Annotated in this window: 17 protein-coding genes; 1 reads left to right on the plus strand and 16 read right to left on the minus strand. The window is 65.9% G+C overall.

All coding sequences use genetic code 11. From position 1 onward, the window contains the following. Window positions 1-82: 82 nt before the first annotated feature. Genes ACQ5BL_RS08010 through ACQ5BL_RS08020 form a run of 3 tightly spaced genes read right to left on the minus strand, consistent with a single transcriptional unit; the run spans window position 83 to window position 2,507 of the window. Window positions 83-424: an Hpt domain-containing protein gene (locus ACQ5BL_RS08010; RefSeq protein ID WP_207888086.1), complete on the minus strand. Its 342-nt coding sequence runs from the start codon at window positions 422-424 to the stop codon at window positions 83-85. Window positions 425-480: 56 nt separating this feature from the next. Continuing rightward, window positions 481-2,178 carry a SpoIIE family protein phosphatase gene (locus ACQ5BL_RS08015; RefSeq protein ID WP_430293076.1) on the minus strand — a complete coding sequence of 566 codons (1,698 nt, stop codon included), beginning with the start codon at window positions 2,176-2,178 and terminating at the stop codon, window positions 481-483. A gap of 23 nt (window positions 2,179-2,201) precedes the next feature. Then, window positions 2,202-2,507 (minus strand): STAS domain-containing protein, encoded by a 306-nt coding sequence (locus ACQ5BL_RS08020; protein WP_207888087.1) that lies wholly within the window; start codon window positions 2,505-2,507, stop codon window positions 2,202-2,204. A gap of 235 nt (window positions 2,508-2,742) precedes the next feature. On the opposite strand from ACQ5BL_RS08020, the gene ACQ5BL_RS08025 reads away from it, so the two are divergent. Then, window positions 2,743-3,459 carry a TorF family putative porin gene (locus tag ACQ5BL_RS08025; RefSeq protein ID WP_243809040.1) on the plus strand — a complete coding sequence of 239 codons (717 nt, stop codon included), beginning with the start codon at window positions 2,743-2,745 and terminating at the stop codon, window positions 3,457-3,459. Window positions 3,460-3,673: 214 nt separating this feature from the next. On the opposite strand, the gene ACQ5BL_RS08030 is transcribed toward ACQ5BL_RS08025, so the two are convergent. The 13 genes from ACQ5BL_RS08030 to fliD form a co-directional block, all read right to left on the minus strand. Continuing rightward, the gene (locus ACQ5BL_RS08030) at window positions 3,674-4,324 is read right to left on the minus strand and encodes a DUF1345 domain-containing protein (RefSeq protein WP_243809039.1); all 651 of its coding nucleotides are present in this window, start codon (window positions 4,322-4,324) and stop codon (window positions 3,674-3,676) included. A 135-nt stretch (window positions 4,325-4,459) separates the two neighbouring features. Then, complete coding sequence (fliJ, locus tag ACQ5BL_RS08035) at window positions 4,460-4,903, minus strand: flagellar export protein FliJ (RefSeq protein WP_243809038.1); 444 nt, start codon at window positions 4,901-4,903, stop codon at window positions 4,460-4,462. Window positions 4,904-5,030: 127 nt separating this feature from the next. Next, window positions 5,031-6,386 (minus strand): flagellar protein export ATPase FliI, encoded by a 1,356-nt coding sequence (gene fliI, locus ACQ5BL_RS08040; RefSeq protein ID WP_207888493.1) that lies wholly within the window; start codon window positions 6,384-6,386, stop codon window positions 5,031-5,033. After that, window positions 6,376-7,158: a flagellar assembly protein FliH gene (gene fliH, locus ACQ5BL_RS08045; RefSeq protein ID WP_207888494.1), complete on the minus strand. Its 783-nt coding sequence runs from the start codon at window positions 7,156-7,158 to the stop codon at window positions 6,376-6,378. The genes fliI and fliH overlap by 11 nt, the downstream gene beginning before the upstream one ends. After that, complete coding sequence (gene fliG / locus ACQ5BL_RS08050; RefSeq protein ID WP_207888495.1) at window positions 7,159-8,175, minus strand: flagellar motor switch protein FliG; 1,017 nt, start codon at window positions 8,173-8,175, stop codon at window positions 7,159-7,161. A 6-nt stretch (window positions 8,176-8,181) separates the two neighbouring features. Continuing rightward, window positions 8,182-9,966 (minus strand): flagellar basal-body MS-ring/collar protein FliF, encoded by a 1,785-nt coding sequence (gene fliF / locus ACQ5BL_RS08055; protein WP_207888496.1) that lies wholly within the window; start codon window positions 9,964-9,966, stop codon window positions 8,182-8,184. Window positions 9,967-9,977: 11 nt separating this feature from the next. Then, window positions 9,978-10,310: a flagellar hook-basal body complex protein FliE gene (gene fliE, locus ACQ5BL_RS08060; RefSeq protein WP_243809037.1), complete on the minus strand. Its 333-nt coding sequence runs from the start codon at window positions 10,308-10,310 to the stop codon at window positions 9,978-9,980. Window positions 10,311-11,305: 995 nt separating this feature from the next. Beyond that, window positions 11,306-12,712, minus strand: coding sequence for a sigma-54-dependent response regulator transcription factor FleR (gene fleR, locus ACQ5BL_RS08065; RefSeq protein ID WP_243809311.1), 1,407 nt, complete (start codon window positions 12,710-12,712; stop codon window positions 11,306-11,308). Window positions 12,713-12,717: 5 nt separating this feature from the next. After that, window positions 12,718-13,962: a sensor histidine kinase gene (locus ACQ5BL_RS08070; RefSeq protein ID WP_243434902.1), complete on the minus strand. Its 1,245-nt coding sequence runs from the start codon at window positions 13,960-13,962 to the stop codon at window positions 12,718-12,720. A 120-nt stretch (window positions 13,963-14,082) separates the two neighbouring features. Beyond that, window positions 14,083-15,558 (minus strand): sigma-54 dependent transcriptional regulator, encoded by a 1,476-nt coding sequence (locus tag ACQ5BL_RS08075; RefSeq protein ID WP_243809310.1) that lies wholly within the window; start codon window positions 15,556-15,558, stop codon window positions 14,083-14,085. Between the two features lie 259 nt (window positions 15,559-15,817). Further along, window positions 15,818-16,114 carry a flagellar protein FliT gene (gene fliT, locus ACQ5BL_RS08080; protein WP_243809309.1) on the minus strand — a complete coding sequence of 99 codons (297 nt, stop codon included), beginning with the start codon at window positions 16,112-16,114 and terminating at the stop codon, window positions 15,818-15,820. Window positions 16,115-16,128: 14 nt separating this feature from the next. Further along, window positions 16,129-16,509: a flagellar export chaperone FliS gene (gene fliS / locus ACQ5BL_RS08085; RefSeq protein ID WP_243809308.1), complete on the minus strand. Its 381-nt coding sequence runs from the start codon at window positions 16,507-16,509 to the stop codon at window positions 16,129-16,131. Window positions 16,510-16,630: 121 nt separating this feature from the next. Continuing rightward, window positions 16,631-18,085, minus strand: a complete 1,455-nt coding sequence (gene fliD, locus ACQ5BL_RS08090; RefSeq protein ID WP_243809307.1) for a flagellar filament capping protein FliD — start codon at window positions 18,083-18,085, stop codon at window positions 16,631-16,633. Window positions 18,086-18,153 lie beyond the last annotated feature (68 nt).

The raw sequence follows: 18,153 nt of genomic DNA on the forward strand, positions 1-18,153 counted from the left end.
GTTCTCCGTTGATGTGAATATCCATCACGGAGATAGCAAGGGGCGGGCCAAGTCGCTTTTCAAGCCGATCTGGCGCAGACGGTCAGCCGCGGCCGGGCTGCAACAAGGTGCGGACGAGGGTGAATTCGCGCTCGACTTTGGTGATCAGCCCTTGAGCGGTCTCCAGGTCGTTGTGCCGGGCGGCCTCTTCGAGCTGCTTGCACAGGCCGCTCAGCACGGCGGCGCCCATGTTCCCGCAGCTGCCCTTGAAGCTGTGTGCGGCATGGCGCAATGCGTTGCCGTCGGCGGCGGTGAAGGCCGCGCGAATGCTGCTCAGGCGCTCCTCGGAATCGCTCAGGAAGGTTTCCACCAGCAATGGGTACTCGTCTTCCATGATTTCCAGCAGATTGCGCTGCACGGCGTCGTCGAGATGCGGCACGGACATTCGGCACTCCCGGTAGGACTGCTCGCCACGGGGCTGGATGGCGAGCGAAGGCCGGATTATGCCTGAGCCGACCAGAAGAACTCCACGGAGACCGATTTGCCATCAGCCGACCACTGGCAACGGTCGGCCAGCTGCCGCACCAGCGCCAGGCCTCGGCCGCAGAGGCTGCCGGCGGCGCGCTGGGAGGCCAGCACCGCGCCAACGTCGAAGCCGTCGCCGCTGTCCTCCACCCGCACCAGCAGACGCCCGCCCTCGCCATGGGGCGCGAGGTCGAGATGGAAGCGCACGAAACCATCGCGCAGCGTGTCCAGGCGCTGGCTGCGCTGCTGGTAATAGCGGGCGAAACCTGCGGCATCGCACTTGAGCGAAGAGTCCAGGCCCATCACGCCGTGTTCCAGGGCGTTGGAATACAGCTCGGCGAGCACGGTATAGAGCGCGCCGCCCTTGGGCCGCAGGTCCTGCACTTCCATCAGCAGTTGCAGCAGGAACGGCAGCGGATTGAAGTGCCGCAGGGTCGGCGCGCGGAATTCGAAGCTGGCGGACCAGTCCAGCGGGCTGCTCAGGCCGTTGTCGGAAAACGCCAGCGGCGGCCGCTGCAAGGCATGTTCCGGCACCAGCACGACTTCCAGCATGCTGACGTCGTCCTGCGCCTCGCCACGGAACCGCGCGAGCGCCGACTGGATGACATCGAACAGACGCGACGGCTCCGGCTCGCCTTCGTAGACCTCGCGCAGGCGCTGTTCGCCGAACATCTCGCCGGCGGCGTTGCGCGCCTCGGTCACGCCATCGGAGAAGAGGAACACGCGGTCGCCCTCCTCCATCGCGTAGACCTCGTAGTGCTCGTTGAACGAGGCCGCGTCGAGTATGCCCAGCGGCAAGTGGCGCGACACCAGCGGCAACGCCTCGCGCTTGTCGTGGCGCAGCAGGTAGCCAGTGGGCAATCCGCCGTTCCAGACCTCCACCAGGCCGCGCTGGAAGCTCAGGTTGAGCATCGCCGCGCAGCAGAACACGCCCACGGGCAGGATGCGTTTGAGCTTGGCGTTCATTTCGCGAAGGATGTCCGCCATGGGGTAGCCCTTGGCGGTCATGCCGTAGAACACCTCCGCCAGCGGCATGGCGCCGATGGCCGCCGGCAGGCCGTGCCCGGTGAAGTCGCCGAGCAGAATGTGCATCCCCCCGGAGGGCTTGAACGCCGCCAGCAGCAGGTCGCCGTTGAACAGTGCGAAGGGCGATTGCAGGTAGCGGATGTTCGCCGCGTTGAGGCAGCCGGAGTGTGCCACCTTGTCGAACACCGCCTTGGCCACCCGCTGCTCGTTGAGCAGGTGCTCGTTATGCCTGGCGATCAGGTCGCGCTGCTCCAGCACCATCCGCTGCAGGTGGTGCAGGCGCCCCATGGCGCGGATCTTGGCCTCGAGGATGACCCGATTGTAGGGCTTGGAAACAAAGTCGTCGCCGCCCGCCTCCAGGCTCTGCACCAGCGCCTCGGGCTCGCTCAGGGAGGTGAGGAAGATGATCGGCACCAGCTCTTCGCCCGCCTGCCGGCGAATCCTGCGCGCCGCCTCGAAGCCATCCATCACCGGCATCAATGCGTCCATCAGCACCAGCTGCGGGCGCTCCTGGGCGAACAGCGCCAGGGCCTCCAGGCCATTGGCTGCGGTGATCACCCGATGCCCCTGGCGGCTGACGAGGGTGGACAGCAGCAGGCGGTCGGCGGCGTTGTCGTCGGCGATCAGGACCGTAAGGTAATCAGCCATGGCCGCTCTCGGATGCAGGACAGTCAGCTGATGGTGAACAGCTGCTCGAAATTGGAGATGGCGAGAATCTTGCGCACATCGGCGTTGCAGTGCTCCAGGCGGATCTGCGCGTTCTCGCCACCGGCGTGGTCGCGCAGCAGGAGCAGCATGCCCAGTGCCGAGCTGTCCAGGTAGGTGGCGCCCTTGAGGTCGACCACATAGCGCTTGGGCGTGGTATCGACGCGCTCGTAGGCGTCGCGGAATTCCTGGTGCGCACCGAAATCGAAACGGCCCTGGACCACGATGGTCAGTTCCTGCCCGTCAGCGGAGGGAACGGAAGTGATGGCCATGGGATTCTCCTTATCGGTGATGGCACGCGCGAGCTTTCAGATGTAGCAGCAACTCATGACAGCAGCAACCTCGGCGGCTATCGGAACGCCATCAACGGGCCACGTCGAATTTCCGCCAAATGGACCACCGGGCCCCAATGGCTTGGCAAATGCCGTTACCCTTTTGCGGTGCGATACACCGGCCAAGGCTCGCCCAAGGCCTGCGCCGGGCCGCACCAGGCAATGGAGAGGGAGCATGTACAAGTCCATTCTCGTCGTGGCCTGCGCTGTCTGCGTGGTGTCGTGCACGAATGCCCAGGTGACGCAGCGCGAGCTGGGCGATTTCGAGCTGAAACTCGCCCACTCGCCCACCCGCAGCATGGCCCAGGGCCTGGTCCGCCCCGGCCAGGCGAACAGCGCCCTGGGTGGCGTGGACGTCAGCCACACCACCGGTTGGTACGTCGGCAGTTGGACCTCGAACCTGGAGCAGGAAAAGCCACTGGAGGTCGACACCTACGCGGGCTTCAAGCACCCGCTGGGCGACGGCAACCTGGGCTACGAACTGGGCACCCTGCGCTACAGCCGCCCCGAGCAGCCGGACTTCGACAGCCAGGCGTTGTACGGCGGCCTCTCGGTGTTCGGCAGCCGCCTCGGTGCGGCCTACAGCAACCTGGAAGGCCGCAGCACCGCCACGCTGTTCACCGACCTGGGCCTGGCGCAGGACACGGGGTTCGATGTGTCCTTCAAGTACTCCGCCTACAGCCTCGCCACGCCCGCCAGCCTGGACAACGGAGGCAGCGTCAGCAGCTTCGGCGACTGGTCGGTGAACCTCAGCCGGCCCTGGCTGGGTATCGACCTGGACTTCTCCTACAGCGGCAGCAGCCTGACCGGCAGCGATTGCAGCGCCTATTCGGGGCACAACAGCTATTGCGATACGACAGTGATGATCAAGGCTTCGAAGCCGCTGTTCTGACACGGCGGAAAGAGCCCCTCACCCCAGCCCTCTCCCGGAGGGAGAGGGGGCCGTCCTCTGCTATTCGAACCTTGGCGTACTTACTGAGACTTACGCGCCCAGGAAACCAGAGCACAGGCTTGGGCAAGAACTCATCCTCACTCCGATCAGCCCCCTCTCCCCCTGGGAGAGGGTTGGGGTGAGGGCCAATCCGAGCACAGATCAATCCGCCCCACTACCCGATCAACCCCGCCCCCAGGTTGATCGCCAACCCGAGAATCGCGGTATTGAACAGGAAGCCGATCACCGAATGCGCCAGCACCACCTTGCGCATGGCCCGTGAGGCGACGGCCACGTCGGAGGTCTGCACCGCCACGCTCAGGGTGAAGGAGAAGTAGAGGAAGTCCCAGTAGTCCGGGCTCGCCTCCCCGTCCGGAAAACGCAGCGCCGGTTCGCCGCTGCAGGCGTAGAACATCCGCGCATAGTGCATGGTGAACACCATGCCGATAAGGAACCAGGAGCCCAGCACGGTGCTGGCGGTGAAGGCATAGCGCCAGAGTTTTTCACCCCCGTCGGCATGGCCGGCGGCGGCCAGCTCGAACACGATGGCCACCAGGCTGGCCAGCGCGGCGACGCTGATCAGCACCAGCACCGCCTCAGCATTCTCGTCCTCGATCTCGGCCAGGCGCCGCACCTCCTGCGGGTCGGCGCGCCAAGCCAGCCAGCCGATCAGCAGGACATACAGCCAGGCCATGCAGTTCCACCCCACCAGCACCCGCATCATCGGGTCCAGGCGATAACAGGCAACCGCCACCAGCAGCCCCCCGGCAAAGGCGGCGATCAGGCGCGGATGCGCGCTGAGGAAGGCGCGATTCAAGCGCAGCATGGCGTGCGCTCCAGCTCCATGGATTCGCAACTCCACAGTTGCGGATAGCGGGAGAGTTCGGGCTGGGACGGCAGGATGGGCATGGATCAGGCATTCCAGTCGAGGGTCTGACCGGAGACTAGCACGCGCCCCCGCTCAATCCGGCGAAGGCTTCAGGCGCTGGGCGAACTCGTCGAGCTGCTTCTGCTCGTACTTGTCGGCGGCGGCGCGCGCTTCCTCGCGGTAGCGCTCCACCAGCTTGCGCAGGCCCTCCAGCCGGGCGTACTTCTCCTGCCAGGCGGCGCGGGCCTTGTCGACGCTGCCCTGGTGCCAATCCACGGCACGGTTCTGCTGCTCGACGGCGGTTTCCAGCTGCGAGAGGAAGCGCTGGTAATTGATCAGCCACTGCCCGGTGACGCCCTGCTGGCCGTTGCGGATCCACTGTTGCTGGTAGTCCAGCCGGTAGCGTTCGAGCTCGGCGAGCTTGCGCTGCGCCTGCACCAGCTGGTTCTGCACCAGGCCGAGCTGGCGGGCGGACTCGCGTTCGGCCTTGAGGGCCATGTCCACCACCGGCGCGAGGCGTTCGGCGCGGCGGTTCATTCACTCGCCTCATGACGTGACCGTAGGATGGGTGGAGCGAAGCGATACCCATGCTGCAGGTAATCACCAGCGGAAAAACGATGGGTATCGCAAGCTCCACCCATCCTACGAGCGCGCGTGTCTGTCATCAGCCGGCCTTGCCGCTGACCACGGCGTCCAGCAGCAGGCGGCTGTCGTCGAGGTTCTGGCTCTCGTCCAGGCTCTGGCGGAGGAACTGGCGCATGATCGGGAAGCGCTGGATCGCCAGGTCCGTCTCGGCATCGCCGCCCGCCACGTAGGCGCCGACGCTGATCAGGTCGCGGCTCTGCTGATAACGCGACCAGAGCTGCTTGAAGCGCTGGGCGTCGCGCAGGTGTTCGGGGGTGGTGACCTGGGGCATCACCCGACTGATGGAAGCCTCGATGTCGATGGCCGGGTAATGGCCTTCCTCGGCCAGCCGGCGCGACAGCACGAAGTGGCCGTCGAGCACGCCACGGGCGGCGTCGGCGATCGGGTCCTGCTGGTCGTCGCCCTCGCTGAGCACGGTGTAGAAGGCGGTGATCGAACCACCGCCCTTCTCGCCGTTGCCGGCCCGTTCCACCAGGCGCGGCAGCTTGGCGAACACCGACGGCGGATAGCCCTTGGTCGCCGGCGGCTCGCCGATGGCCAGGGCGATCTCGCGCTGGGCCTGGGCGTAACGGGTCAGCGAATCCATCAGCAGCAGGACGTTCTTGCCCTTGTCGCGGAAGTATTCGGCGATGCGCGTGCAGTACTGCGCGGCACGCAGGCGCATCAACGGCGCGTCGTCCGCCGGGGATGCGACCACCACGGAACGCTTGAGGCCTTCCTCGCCGAGGATGTGCTCGATGAATTCCTTCACCTCGCGGCCCCGCTCGCCGATCAGCCCGACCACGATGATGTCGGCCTTGGTGAAGCGGGTCATCATGCCCAGCAGCACGGATTTACCCACGCCGGTACCGGCGAACAGACCCAGGCGCTGGCCACGGCCGACGGTGAGCAGGGAGTTGATCGAGCGGATGCCGACGTCCATCGGTTCGTGGATCGGGTCGCGTGCCAACGGGTTGATGATCGGCCCTTCCATCGGCACCCAGTCTTCGGCACGCATCCCGCCCTTGCCGTCCAGCGCGCGGCCGACGCCGTCAAGCACGCGGCCGAGCATGGACATGCCCATGGGCAGGCGGCCGGAATCCGGCAGCGGCACCACGCGGGCGCCGGGGGCGATGCCGGCGAGGCTGCCCACCGGCATCAGGTAGATCTTGCTGCCGGAGAAGCCCATCACCTCGGCCTCCACCTGCACCGGGTGATAGCCGCCGTCGTTGATGACCTGGCAGCGGCTGCCAACCGAAGCCTGCAGGCCTTCGGCCTCCAGGGTCAGGCCGACCATGCGCAGCAGGCGGCCTTCCACCACCGGCTGCGCCGGCAGGTTCACCGCCTCGCTGTAGCCTTGCAGGCGGCGGGCGAAGCTGACCCGGTCAAGACGCATCGGGCGCGCCCAGGTCGATGTGCAGGTCCGGCGCCAGCGCATGGGTCGCCTGTTCACGCTGCTGCTCGAAGAGCTGCTTGATCGCCTGGGCCAGGCGCGTCTCGATGCTGGCATCGATGCGCGAGTGTTCGGTCTCGATGCGGCAGCCGCCGGGCAGCAGAGCGTCGTCCTCGATGATCCGCCAGCTTTCCTCATGGCGGTCGCGCAGGGCCTTCACCAGTTCGAAGTCCTGCGGGTTGACCTGGATGCGGATATTGCCGGCGCCCATGGGCAGCAGCTTCAGCGCCTCACGCAGCACCTGGCGAATCTGGCTGGAGTCGGTAGCCAGCTCGCGCTGCACCACCTGGCGCACCACGTGGGTCACCAGGTTGAGCATGCCCTGCTCCAGCATCTGGTCCTGCTCGGCGATCGGCTCCAGCAGCTGGCCCATCAGGGTTTCCAGGCTCTGCAGGCGCGGTTGCAAGGCCGCGTCGGCTTCCTGACGCGCCTTCAGCTGGCCGGCGTGGAAGCCGTCCTTCTCGCCGGTGGAGAAGCCCTCGTTATAGGCGTCCTGGCGGATCGCCTCGAGCTCCTCCAGCGTCAGCGGCTTGACCTCTTCCTCCGGCACCTCCTCGATCTGCGGCTCCTCGGCCACAGGTTCGGGTTCCGGCTCGGGTTCGGGCTGCGGCTTGATCGGGTCGAAACTGGGCAGCGACCAGCGGTCGAAGCCCGCGACATCCCGCGCGCGGATCAGCTCGCTGAGTTCCTGCTCGTCTTTGGCCGGGGGCACCACTTAGATCATCTCCTCGCCGCCCTTGCCGCCGAGCACGATCTCGCCGGACTCGGCCATGCGCCGCGCAATGGTGAGGATTTCCTTCTGCGCGCCCTCCACTTCGCTGACGCGCACCGGGCCCTTGGCCTCCAGGTCGTCGCGCAGCAGTTCGGCGGCACGCTTGGACATGTTGCGGAAGATCTTCTCGCGGATCGCCTCGTCGGAGCCCTTGAGCGCGAGCACCAGCACGTCGGAGGACACTTCCCGCAGCAGCGCCTGGATGCCGCGGTCGTCGACGTCGGCGAGGTTGTCGAAGACGAACATGAGGTCTTCGATCTGCCCGGAGAGGTCTTCGTCCACGTCGCGGATGGCGTCCATCAGCGCGCCTTCGACCGAGCTGTCGAGGTAGTTCATGATGTCTGCCGCGCGCTTCACGCCGCCCATGGTGGTGCGGGTGGAGTTGGCGTTGCCGGCGAACTGCTTCTCCAGGATCAGGTTCAGTTCCTTGAGCGCGGACGGCTGCACGGTATTCAACGAGGACACGCGCAGGACGATGTCCAGGCGCACCTTGTGGTCGAAGTGGCTGAGCACTTCGGCGGCCTGGTCCGGATCGAGGTAGGCGACCACGATGGCCTGGATCTGCGGGTGTTCGTAGCGGATCACGTCGGCCACGGCGCGCGGCTCCATCCACTTCAGGCTGTCCAGGCCGCTGGTGTTGCCGCCCAGCAGGATGCGGTCGATCAGGTTGTTGGCCTTGTCCTCGCCCAGGGCCTGGGTGAGCATCTTGCGGATGTAGCTGTCGGCGCCGACGCCCAGGCTGGTCTGGTCGCCGACGATCTCGACGAACTCGCCCATCACCTGCTCGACCTGCTCACGGTGCACATTGCGCATCTGCGCCATGGCCACGCCGACCTTCTGCACTTCCTTGGGCCCCATGTGCCGCAGCACCTGCGCCGCGTCGGTCTCGCCGAGGGACAGCAGGAGGATGGCGGCCTTGTCGACCTTGCTCAGTTTGGCGTTCGCCCGCGGCTCGCTCATGTGCGGTCACTCATCGGAATTGATCCACTCTTTCACCACCTGAGCGACACGCCCGGGGTCCTGCGCGACCAGACTCTTGATCGCGTTGAGCTGCGCATCGTAACCCTCGGACGGGCTGGGCAGCAGAATACTCGCCGGGCCGCCGAGGCTGACGCGGTCGTCCGACAGCTCGCCGTCCAGACCACCCAGCTCGCCCAGGCCGCCGTCGGCGCCAGCGCCGCCGGCCACCAGGGCCTTGCCCTTGTTGCCCGACAGGTTGTTCAGCACCGGGCGCAGCACGCCCAGCACCAGCACCAGAATGAAGACGATGCCCAGCACCTGCTTGACCACGTCCCAGAACCAGGGCTGCGAGTAGAACGGCGGCGCGACGATTTCATCGCCCTGCTCCGGAGCGAACGGCGCGTTGATCACGCTGACGCTGTCGCCACGGCTGGCGTCGTAGCCGACCGCATCCTGCACCAGGCGGGTGAAGCGCGACAGTTCTTCGGCGCTCCACGGCTTGTGGGTCACCTCGCCGGTCTTGGCGTCGGTGATCATCCGGTCATCCAGCACCACCGCGACGGAAAGCCGGCGCAGGCGGCCCTGCTGCTGCTTGGTGTAGCTCACCGAGCGGTCCAGCTCGTAGTTGCGAGTGTTCTGCTGGCGCTTGTCGGTCGGGTACGGCGCCAGTTCCGGCTTGCCGGTCTTCGGATCGATCATCGGCTGGCCGTTGGCGTCCTTGAACGGCTGGCCCGGCGCAATGAAGTCGGCGGGCGCATTCTGCGCGGTGGTCTGCGGCGCGCTGGAGGGCCCCGGCGGCTGGTTCGACAGCGCCCCCGGCACGCCCTGCGGGCCGTTGCTGTTCTGCCGTTCCTCGTTGTTGGTCTGCTCGCTGCGCAGCGCCGGCTGGTCCGGGTTGTAGGACTCGGAGGTGGACTCCACCGCACTGAAATCGACGTCGGCGGAGACTTCGGCCTTGTAACGGCCGTTGCCCAGTACCGGCGCGAGGATGCTGTGCACGCGCTGGGTGAAGTTGCTTTCCATGCGGCGGGTGAAATCGAACTGCTTGCCGGCCATGGTCAGCTCGGAGAGCTCCTGCTGGTCGGAGAGCAGCGTGCCCTTCTGGTCGACCACGGTGACCTGGGACTTGTCCAGTTCCGGCACGCTGGTGGCGACCAGGTTGACGATGGCCAGCACCTGGCTCGGCTCCAGGGAGCGGCCCGGATAGAGTTCGACCAGCACCGAGGCACTGGGCTTGCGGTCGTCACGGACGAACACCGAGCTCTTCGGGATCGCCAGGTGCACGCGGGCGCCCTTGACGTTGTTCAGGCTGGAGATGGTGCGGGCCAGCTCGCCTTCCAGGCCGCGACGGTAATTGGTCGCCTCCATGAACTGGCTGGTGCCCAGGGCCTGTTCCTTGTCGAGGATCTCGAAGCCGACATTGTTGTCGGTCGGCGCGACGCCGGCCCCGGCGACTTTCATCCGCGCGCGGCCGAGGTCGTCGGCCTTCACCAGCAGCGCGCCGGAGTTGGGCTCGACCTTGTAGGGAATATCGGCGGCGCTCAGCGCCTCGACCACCTTGTTGGCGTCGACGCCGTTCAGGCTGCCGTACAGCGGCTTGTAGTCCGGCTGCTGCGACCACAGCACCATGCCGAAGCCGACGGCGATGCTCGCGGCGAGGCCGACGAGCAGACCGACCTGGCGCAGCACGGGCATGTCCGCGAGGTTTTCGAGGAAGGTCAGGCCCAGCAGCGGCTTTTTCGCTGCGCCGAGCTTGGCGGGAACCTGACTGTCTACGGTGGCTTCAGCCATGACCTGCTACCTCAGACCGGCATCTGCATGATGTCCTGGTACGCCTGGACGAGCTTGTTGCGTACCTGGGTCATGGCCTGGAAGGACACACTGGCTTTCTGCGAGGCGATCATCACGTCGGTGAGATCGACGCCGCTCTGGCCGACTTCGAAGGCGGTTGCCATGTCGGTGGCGACCTGCTGGGTGCCGTTCACCTTGTCGACCGCCTGGGTGAGCATCTGCGAGAAGCTCGGCGCGCCCGGCTCGGCCGGCTGTACAGCCTGGGCCTTCGACTTGGCCATGGCTTCCATTTGCATGGAGCGCATTTCCAGCAGCAGACGATTGAATTCGACACCCTGACTCATTACCTACCCCTCCGACTGGCCGCGGTTTTTTGACGCTACGCGGCGCTTTGCACAGGGGATTGCAACTTGGGTGCCAGGTTTTGGGGTGATGGAGATTTGGACGAAAGAGCTCTGGGATGGGCGTTCCGGGGCACCCCCCGTAGGAGCGGATCTTATCCGCGAAATCCATCGCGGGTGAGTCCGCTCCAACAGGGAAATACCTAAGTATCTCGCCTGCCTGGAGCAAGGGCACATAACGCCTTGAGCTTTACCCGCCGTCTTGCTCAGCGTTTCTGCGCCGCATCGGCGAGTGCTGGGAGATTTTATTTCGCCCCCTCGGGCGAGTCACTTTCTCAAACGACGGATGGCCGCCCCCAGAAAGTAACCAAAGGGCTTGTCCCGACATCCGGGTCTTCGCTTCGCTCAGACTGCCCTCCTTCCGGTATTGCTCCGAGGGTCGGCTCGCAAGGGCCATCCATGGCCCTTCAAGCCTCTCGCGGCATCCATGCCGCTCGCCCCTCTGCGCAATACCTCCACTCGGCCTCCTGACGGGACTCTTCGCGCGCCTGCAACTTTGGCTGCTTCATGCTGGATTGCTCGCTCCTACAAAAATCGACTTCCAGAGAAACTTCCGCGCACACCGGAGCGCCCCTTCAGGAGGCCGAGTGGAATCGGAGTTTCAGGGGTTGAGCGACATGGATGTCGCGAGAGCCGCGATGGGCCAGGGATGGCCCTTCGCGGCGGGCCCCTGAAACTTCGATGGAACGAGGGAAGTCCCGCGAAGCGGGACCCGGATGATGGGGCAAAGACCTTTGGTTACTTTCTGTCGTTTGAGAAAGTAACTCGCCCGAGGGGGCGAAACAAAAAGTCCCAGCGCACGCCGAAGCGGCGCAGAAACACCCATACGAGAACAAAAACATCGCGGACAAAGTCCACTCCTACAGGGGTCAAGGCCCACCACCCCACCAAGAAAAAGCCCGCACAACGGCGGGCCAAGAGGGGAACTCGTCAATCCATCAACTGGCGTACAGATACGCCTCCACATCCATCCCCGCATCGCGCATCTGCGCCAGCTTGTAGCGCAGGGTACGCGGGCTGATGCCCAGCCGCTCGGCGGCTTCCTTGCGGCGGCCGCGCTCGCTGCGCAGGGTATCGATGATCATCTGGAACTCGCGGCGCTTGAGGTCTTCCCCCAGCGCTCCGGCATCCTGCACGGCAGGTGACGGAATTTCGACGCTGGCCGGAGCCGACGCCGCCGGCACAGCGGCCAGCACCGGGCGCGGCGCATGGCCGATGGGCGCGGTCAGGCAGAGGTCGGCCGCCTGCACCTGGCCGCCCTGCTGCAGGATCAGCGAGCGCTGGATGGCGTTGTCCAGCTCACGCACGTTGCCCGGCCACGGATGCGCCAGCAAGGCGGCGCGAGCATCGGCGCCGAGGCTGACCGGCGCCAGGTTCATCTTGCGGCTGTACTTGGCCAGCAGGCGCTCGGCCAGCGGCAGGATGTCCGCCGGGCGTTCGCGCAGCGGGCGCCAGGCCAGCGGGAACACCGAAAGGCGGTAGTACAGGTCTTCACGGAAGCGCCCCGCCGCCACTTCGCCGAGCAGGTCGCGGTTGGTGGTGGCGAGCACGCGGATATCCAGGCTGATCGGCTTGCGCGCACCGACGCGCTCGACTTCACGCTCCTGCAGCACGCGCAGCAGCTTGGCCTGCAACCCCAGCGGCATCTCGGAGATTTCGTCGAGCAGGATGGTGCCGCCGTCGGCCAGTTCGAACTTGCCTGGCTGGGCGGCGATGGCGCCGGTGAAGGCCCCCTTCTCGTGGCCGAACAGGGTGGCCTCGAGCATGTTGTCCGGAATCGCCGCACAGTTGATCGCCACGAACGGTTTGGCCGCGCGCGGCGACTGCTGGTGGATGTACTGCGCCAGCACTTCCTTGCCGGTACCGGACTCGCCGGAGATCAGCACGGTGGAATCGCTGCGCGCTACGCGGGCGGCCAGCTCCAGCAGTTGCCGGCTGGCCGGCTCCAGCGCCACCGGACCGTCGCCTTCGACGCGAGCAACCGTGCCCAGCGCATGACGCGCCACCAGTTCCAGCAGGGCCTTCGGCTCGAAGGGCTTGACCAGGTAATCCGCCGCGCCCTGGCGCATGGCTTCCACGGCGCGGTCCACCGCGCCATAGGCGGTCATCAGCAGCACCGGCAGCTGTGGATAACGTGCGCGAATCAGGCCCAGCAACTGGTGCCCATCCATGCCCGGCATGTTCACATCGCTGATCACCAGGCTGAAGGCGTCCTTCTCCAGAGCCGGCAACGCGGCCTCGGCGCAGTCGACGGCGACGAAGTCGTGCCCGCCGAGCATCAGGGTGTCGGAAAGGGCTTCACGCAGGGCGCGGTCGTCTTCGACCAGCAGGACTTTGGCGGCCATGGTGTTCATTCCTTGTGAGCGATGGATTGGGCGTTGATCAACGGCAGGATCAGCGTGGCGCAGGTGCCGCGGCCGGCGCGCGAGCGCAGGCGCAGCTCGCCCTGGTGGGCCTTGGCGACAGCCTTGACCACGGCCAGCCCGAGGCCGGTGCCGGTGGTCCTGGTGGTGAAGAAGGGTTCGCCCAGGCGCGTCAGGGTTTCGGCGCTCATGCCCGGGCCGTTGTCGCTGATGGCCAGGCGCAGGCTGTCGCCGCGCGCATACAGGTGAACCTTCAAGCGCAGGTCACGGCCGGCGGCCTGGATGGCGTTCTCCACCAGGTTGAGCACGGTGCCGACCAGGGTGTCGCGGTTGCACAGCAACTCGCCCGCCCGGGCGTCGCACTGCCAGCGGACGTTCAGGCCGGCGACGTGGGATTCGGCGGCGGCACGCAGGCTGGTGAACAGCTGCGCCGGCGCCAGGCGGTCTGGCAGCGGCAGCTCGCCACGGGCGAACACCAGCATGTCGCGGACCTGGTTTTCCAGTTCGTGCAGGCGTTCCTTGATGCGCCCGGCGAAGCGCTGCTGCTGTTCCAGCGGCAGCTCCTGCTCGCTCAGGTGGCTGGCATAGAGCATGGCGGCGGAAAGCGGCGTGCGGATCTGATGGGCCAGCGAGGCGACCATCCGGCCCAGGGCGGACAGGCGCTCGTGACGGGCCAGTTGGTCCTGCAGGCGCCGGGTTTCCGTCAGGTCGTTGAGCAGGATGAGCTGGCCGGGTTCGCCGTTCAGCGAGCGGATGGCGATGGACACACGGCGGCCATCGCGCAGGGAAACTTCATGGCCGTCGTCGGCACGGGGAGCGAAGCTGCGGGCGATCACCTCGCGCCAGAGCATGCCCACCAGCGGCTTGCCGAGCAGCGCGCAGGCCACCGGGTTGGCGTCGCGCACCACGCCCTGGGCATCGAGCACGATGACGCCGCCGGGTAGCACGTCGAGCAGGCTCTGCAGGCGGTTGGCCAGGCGCTCCTTCTCGGCCAGCTCCTGCATGCGCTGGGCGCTGACCAGGGCCAGTTGGCCCTTGAGCTCGGTGACGCGCGCTTCCAGCAGGCTGTAGGACTCGCTGAGCTGGCTGGACATCTGGTTGAACAGGGCAAAAGCCTGTTCCAGGTTCGCGCGGCTGCTCTCCTCCACCGGCCTGCTTTCTTCGACGGGCGCAAGGGCGTCAACAGACACAAGGGAAGTGGCTTCGGGCTGGCGTTGGGCGACTGGCATCATGCGGCTCTCTCATCCGTCCGACGTCGTAGAACTGTCGGTCGGATGAGTCTTAGCAAACCGCGTGCCTAAAAATTACTCGTTGTTTTTCAACGAGTTGGAGAAACGAGCATGGCGGAGGCGTCAATCCTCCGCCATTTCCTCCTCGCGACGGCTCATGCCGTACTTGCGCATCTTCTCCACCAGGGTGGTGCGGCGGATGCGCAGGCGCTCGGCGGCACGGGCGACAACACCGGCAGCATCGTCCAGCGCCTGCTGGATCAGTCCCTGCTCCAGGTTCGCGAGGTAGTCCTTCAGGTCGATGCCCTCGGCCGGCAGCATGGCCGGCGAGTCGAGGCCCGGCAGGCCGGCGCTGATCGCCGCGCGCTCTTCCAGTTCCTCGCGCAGGCTGGTCGCCAGTTGCTCGTCCTCGTCGTCGACGTGACGGAATTTCTTCGGCAATTCACCCACGCCGATCACGCCGTAGGGATGCATGATCGCCAGGCGCTCGACCAGGTTCGCCAGCTCGCGCACGTTGCCCGGCCAGTCGTGACGGCAGAGCGACATGATGGCGGCGGAGTTGAAGCGGATCGAACCGCGCTTCTCGTGCTCCATGCGCGAGATGAGTTCGTTCATCAGCAGCGGGATGTCCTCCACGCGCTCGCGCAGCGGGGCCATCTCGATGGGGAAGACGTTGAGGCGGTAGTACAAGTCTTCGCGGAAACTGCCTTCCTCGATCATCTTCTCGAGGTTCTTGTGGGTCGCGGCGATGATGCGCACGTCCACGTTCTGCGTCTTGTTGCTGCCGACGCGCTCGAAGGTGCGCTCCTGCAGCACGCGCAATAGCTTGACCTGCATCGGCAGAGGCATGTCGCCGATCTCGTCGAGGAACAGGGTGCCGCCGTTGGCTAGTTCGAAACGTCCGGCGCGACTGGTGATGGCGCCGGTGAAGGCACCCTTCTCGTGGCCGAACAGTTCGCTTTCCAGCAGCTCCGCCGGGATCGCGCCGCAGTTGACCGGCACGAAGGGCGCGTCGCGGCGCTTGGAGTGGTAGTGCAGGTTGCGCGCGACCACTTCCTTGCCGGTGCCGGACTCGCCAAGGATCAGCACGCTGGCGTCGGTGTCGGCGACCTGCTGCATCATCTGCCGCACCTGCTGGATGGCGCGACTGGTGCCGACCAGGCTGCGGAACAGGTTGGGCTCGCGCTGGCGGCCGCGCTCGCGGGCCTGGTCGTACATCTCGCGGTAGACCTGGGCGCGGTGCAGGGAGTCGAGCAGCTTGTTGTAGCTGGGCGGCATTTCCAGGCTGGCCAGCACGCGGCGGCGCAGCTCTTCGGGCCAGTCGGCGGGAGCCGATTCGCCGATCAGCAGCACGGGCAGGAACTCGTCCCAGGCGGCTACCTGCTTGAGCAGCTCCAGCGCCCCGCCCTTGCTTTCCACGTTGCCGAGCAGCACGCAGAGCACGTCGCGGCTGCCGTTGGGCAGTGCGTCGACGGCCTGGCGCCAGTCGTGGCTGCCGCAGGCGATCTGGTCCTCACCCAGGAAGCCGATGATGACCGAGAGGTCACGGCACCGTTCCTGGTTGTCGTCGATCAGGAGAATCTTGGTTTCGCGCCACATCTTTAGCTTGTCATCCCGGGGCTTTGAGGCCGTCGAACGGCTGCTGACACGAGACTGACGACGACACAATTCCAAGAAGTCGCCAGCATTTGGCCACTAGTAAAGTCAAAAATGTGGCAAGAGTCAAATTTATGGCGTGCTTTTTTTGATGCTGCCCGACGAAGGGCGTTGACCCGGATCATGGCAATCGAACCGAGGAGCGGTTCGCACAAACACGGCGGCGGCCCGTGGGCCGCCGGGGGAAACCGATCCGAACGGATCAGCCGAACATCTGGTAGACCTTGGCGCCCTGACTGGAGCGACGCACCGCAGTCAGCTCCTCGCCGATGGCGGTGCGCTGGGCGGTGCAGACCTTGACCAGCTCGCCGTAGAGCGCCAGCAGCTGCTCCATGGTGTCGCGCAGGGCCTGCTCGTCGCGCTCGGCGTCCTGCATGGCCACGTCTACCTGCTCGCGGCACATCCGGTCCAGTTCGCTGATGGCTTCCCAGTCCTTGCTCTGCATCGCGGCAGAGAGCGCGGCGCGGGTTTCGTTGAGTTGTTGCATGGCCTGACTCATGACTCGTCCTTCCTTCAGGCGGCGATCGCGTCCCAGCCCGATTTCACTTCGCGCAGCAAGCCGGAAACCTCGTCGAGGATCGCGGCATCGCCATTGCGGTTCGCCTCCAGCAGGCGCTCGGTCATGTAAACGTAAAGATTGTCGAGATTCAACGCCAGTTCGCCGCCCTGCTCCAGGTTCAGCGCCTCGCGCAGACCGCCGACGATGCCGATGGCCTTGCTGATCAGCTCGCCACGCTCGGCCAGCTGGCCGCGCTCGATGGCACCACGGGCCTGCGCCATGCGCTCCAGGCCGCCCTGCATCAGCAGCTGGATCAGACCGTGCGGCGAGGACTCGGCAACGCGCGACTCCAGGCTGACTTGCTGATATTGCTTCATGGCTCTCATGGCGTACATGGCAGGCTCCTGCGGGGAATTTCATCTACTGACCAAGGTATCGGCCGGTAGTGCGGGAGCTTGAAGGTGAGTTGGAGAATATTTTTGCCGTGGCCGCACAAGCCGGCCACGGCGCTCAGGATCAGCTCTTGGCGAACGGCAGGCTGGCGAGCTGGCTGGTGAGGCTGTTGGCGGTGGAGGTCAGGCTGCTCACCAGCGAATCCATGGTGTTGAACTGCTTGAGCAGACGCTCCTGCAACGCGGAAATGCGCCGGTCGAGGTCGGCCTGCTGCTTGTCCGCATTCTTCAGCGTGCTCTGCAGGGCCTTGTTGCGCAGATCGAACACACCGCCGGACTGGGTATAGGGCTTGAGCTTGGCGTCCAGGCGGGTCGCCAGGCCGTTGTCGCCGACGAACAGATTGGCGACATCCTGGAAGTTGGAACTGACCATCTTGTCCAGCTTGGTGGAGTCGAGGTCGAGGGTGCCGTCCTGCTTGGTGGTGATACCGAGGTCGGCCAGCACGCGAACGCCGTCATTGCTGTCGCCCTGGGTGCTGACCAGCTCGTTGCGCACGGTGCTCAGCAGCGAACGCATGGTGGCGTCGCCGACCAGCGCACCGGTGACCGGGGCCTTGTCCTCGCCGACAGTAGTCACCGCGGTCTGCAGTTTGATGACGCCCATCAGCTTGTTGTAGGAGTCGACGAACTTCTTGACGTTGCTCTTCACCCCAGCCTCGTCCTGGGTCACGCCGATGGTCAGCGGCTTGCCAGCTTCGGTGACGCCCTTGAGCGTGAGAGTGACGCCTTCGACAGCATCCTCGACGGTGTTGGAATCGCTTTTGATCTGCAGGCCATCGATGGTCAGCTCGGCGCTCTTGGCGCGGGTGAGCATGCGCGCGGCAGTCGGGTCGCTCGGCACCGGCGGATCGACCACGGCCGGATCGCTCGGCGCGGCGCTGGGAGTGAAGGCCAGACTGTTCAGGCTGGCGCTGCCGCTGCCATCGTCGCCGCTGACGCTGACGGAGATGTCCTTGCCATCGCCCATCTTGCTGCTGCTCAGGACCAGCCGCGAGCCTTGCGCATCGGTGACGATGGTGGCGCTGACGCCCTGATCCTTACCGGCCTTGTTGATCGCGTCGCGCACGCCCGCCAGTGTGTTATTGCTGCTATCGACGACGATATCCGGCAGCGCGGTGTCGCCGACCTTGATAGTCAGGCTGCCCTTGCCGAAGGTCGCCGCCTGGGCGCCATTGGACGGCACGGCGCCAAGGGCCACCTTGCTGCCCTGGGCCAGTTGCTGGACCTCGACCTGGTAGCTGCCAACCCCTGCCGTGACCTTGGCGGTGGCGGTCAACAGGTCGGTTTTGGACGAGCTGACAGCGCGCCCCTGGAAGTTCTCGGGCTTGTTCAGCGCGGCAAGCGCAGTCTGGAAATCGCTGATGGCGCTCTTGACGGCACCCAGAGCGGTGATCTGCTCGGTGGTGTTCTTGCTCAGCGTGGTGATCTGGTTCTGCTTGGGCGTCTTCTCGGCATTCACCATCGCACTGACGATGCTGTTGATGTCGAGGCCCGAGCCCAGACCGGTGATGCTGGTCATATCCCTTCTCCGTCAAGATTCCGCACAGAACGCGCTATCGTCCCGAACCAAAGCAAGCGTCGTGCCAA

Source organism: Pseudomonas sp. B1-22 (assembly GCF_050474425.1).
In the GTDB taxonomy this organism is placed as follows: Bacteria; Pseudomonadota; Gammaproteobacteria; order Pseudomonadales; family Pseudomonadaceae; genus Pseudomonas.

Excerpts from the sequence above, each read along its gene's own strand:
- ACQ5BL_RS08020 (WP_207888087.1), bottom strand. The coding sequence starts at position 2,507 with ATGGCCATCACTTCCGTTCCCTCCGCTGACGGGCAGGAACTGACCATC.
- fliD (WP_243809307.1), bottom strand. The coding sequence starts at position 18,085 with ATGACCAGCATCACCGGTCTGGGCTCGGGCCTCGACATCAACAGCATC.
- fliI (WP_207888493.1), bottom strand. The coding sequence starts at position 6,386 with ATGCGTCTTGACCGGGTCAGCTTCGCCCGCCGCCTGCAAGGCTACAGC.
- fliE (WP_243809037.1), bottom strand. The coding sequence starts at position 10,310 with ATGAGTCAGGGTGTCGAATTCAATCGTCTGCTGCTGGAAATGCGCTCC.
- ACQ5BL_RS08075 (WP_243809310.1), bottom strand. The coding sequence starts at position 15,558 with ATGTGGCGCGAAACCAAGATTCTCCTGATCGACGACAACCAGGAACGG.
- ACQ5BL_RS08015 (WP_430293076.1), bottom strand. The coding sequence starts at position 2,178 with ATGGCTGATTACCTTACGGTCCTGATCGCCGACGACAACGCCGCCGAC.
- fliG (WP_207888495.1), bottom strand. The coding sequence starts at position 8,175 with ATGAGCGAGCCGCGGGCGAACGCCAAACTGAGCAAGGTCGACAAGGCC.
- fliS (WP_243809308.1), bottom strand. The coding sequence starts at position 16,509 with ATGTACGCCATGAGAGCCATGAAGCAATATCAGCAAGTCAGCCTGGAG.
- fliJ (WP_243809038.1), bottom strand. The coding sequence starts at position 4,903 with ATGAACCGCCGCGCCGAACGCCTCGCGCCGGTGGTGGACATGGCCCTC.
- ACQ5BL_RS08025 (WP_243809040.1), top strand. The coding sequence starts at position 2,743 with ATGTACAAGTCCATTCTCGTCGTGGCCTGCGCTGTCTGCGTGGTGTCG.
- ACQ5BL_RS08070 (WP_243434902.1), bottom strand. The coding sequence starts at position 13,962 with ATGATGCCAGTCGCCCAACGCCAGCCCGAAGCCACTTCCCTTGTGTCT.
- fliT (WP_243809309.1), bottom strand. The coding sequence starts at position 16,114 with ATGAGTCAGGCCATGCAACAACTCAACGAAACCCGCGCCGCGCTCTCT.
- ACQ5BL_RS08010 (WP_207888086.1), bottom strand. The coding sequence starts at position 424 with ATGTCCGTGCCGCATCTCGACGACGCCGTGCAGCGCAATCTGCTGGAA.
- fleR (WP_243809311.1), bottom strand. The coding sequence starts at position 12,712 with ATGGCCGCCAAAGTCCTGCTGGTCGAAGACGACCGCGCCCTGCGTGAA.
- ACQ5BL_RS08030 (WP_243809039.1), bottom strand. The coding sequence starts at position 4,324 with ATGCTGCGCTTGAATCGCGCCTTCCTCAGCGCGCATCCGCGCCTGATC.
- fliF (WP_207888496.1), bottom strand. The coding sequence starts at position 9,966 with ATGGCTGAAGCCACCGTAGACAGTCAGGTTCCCGCCAAGCTCGGCGCA.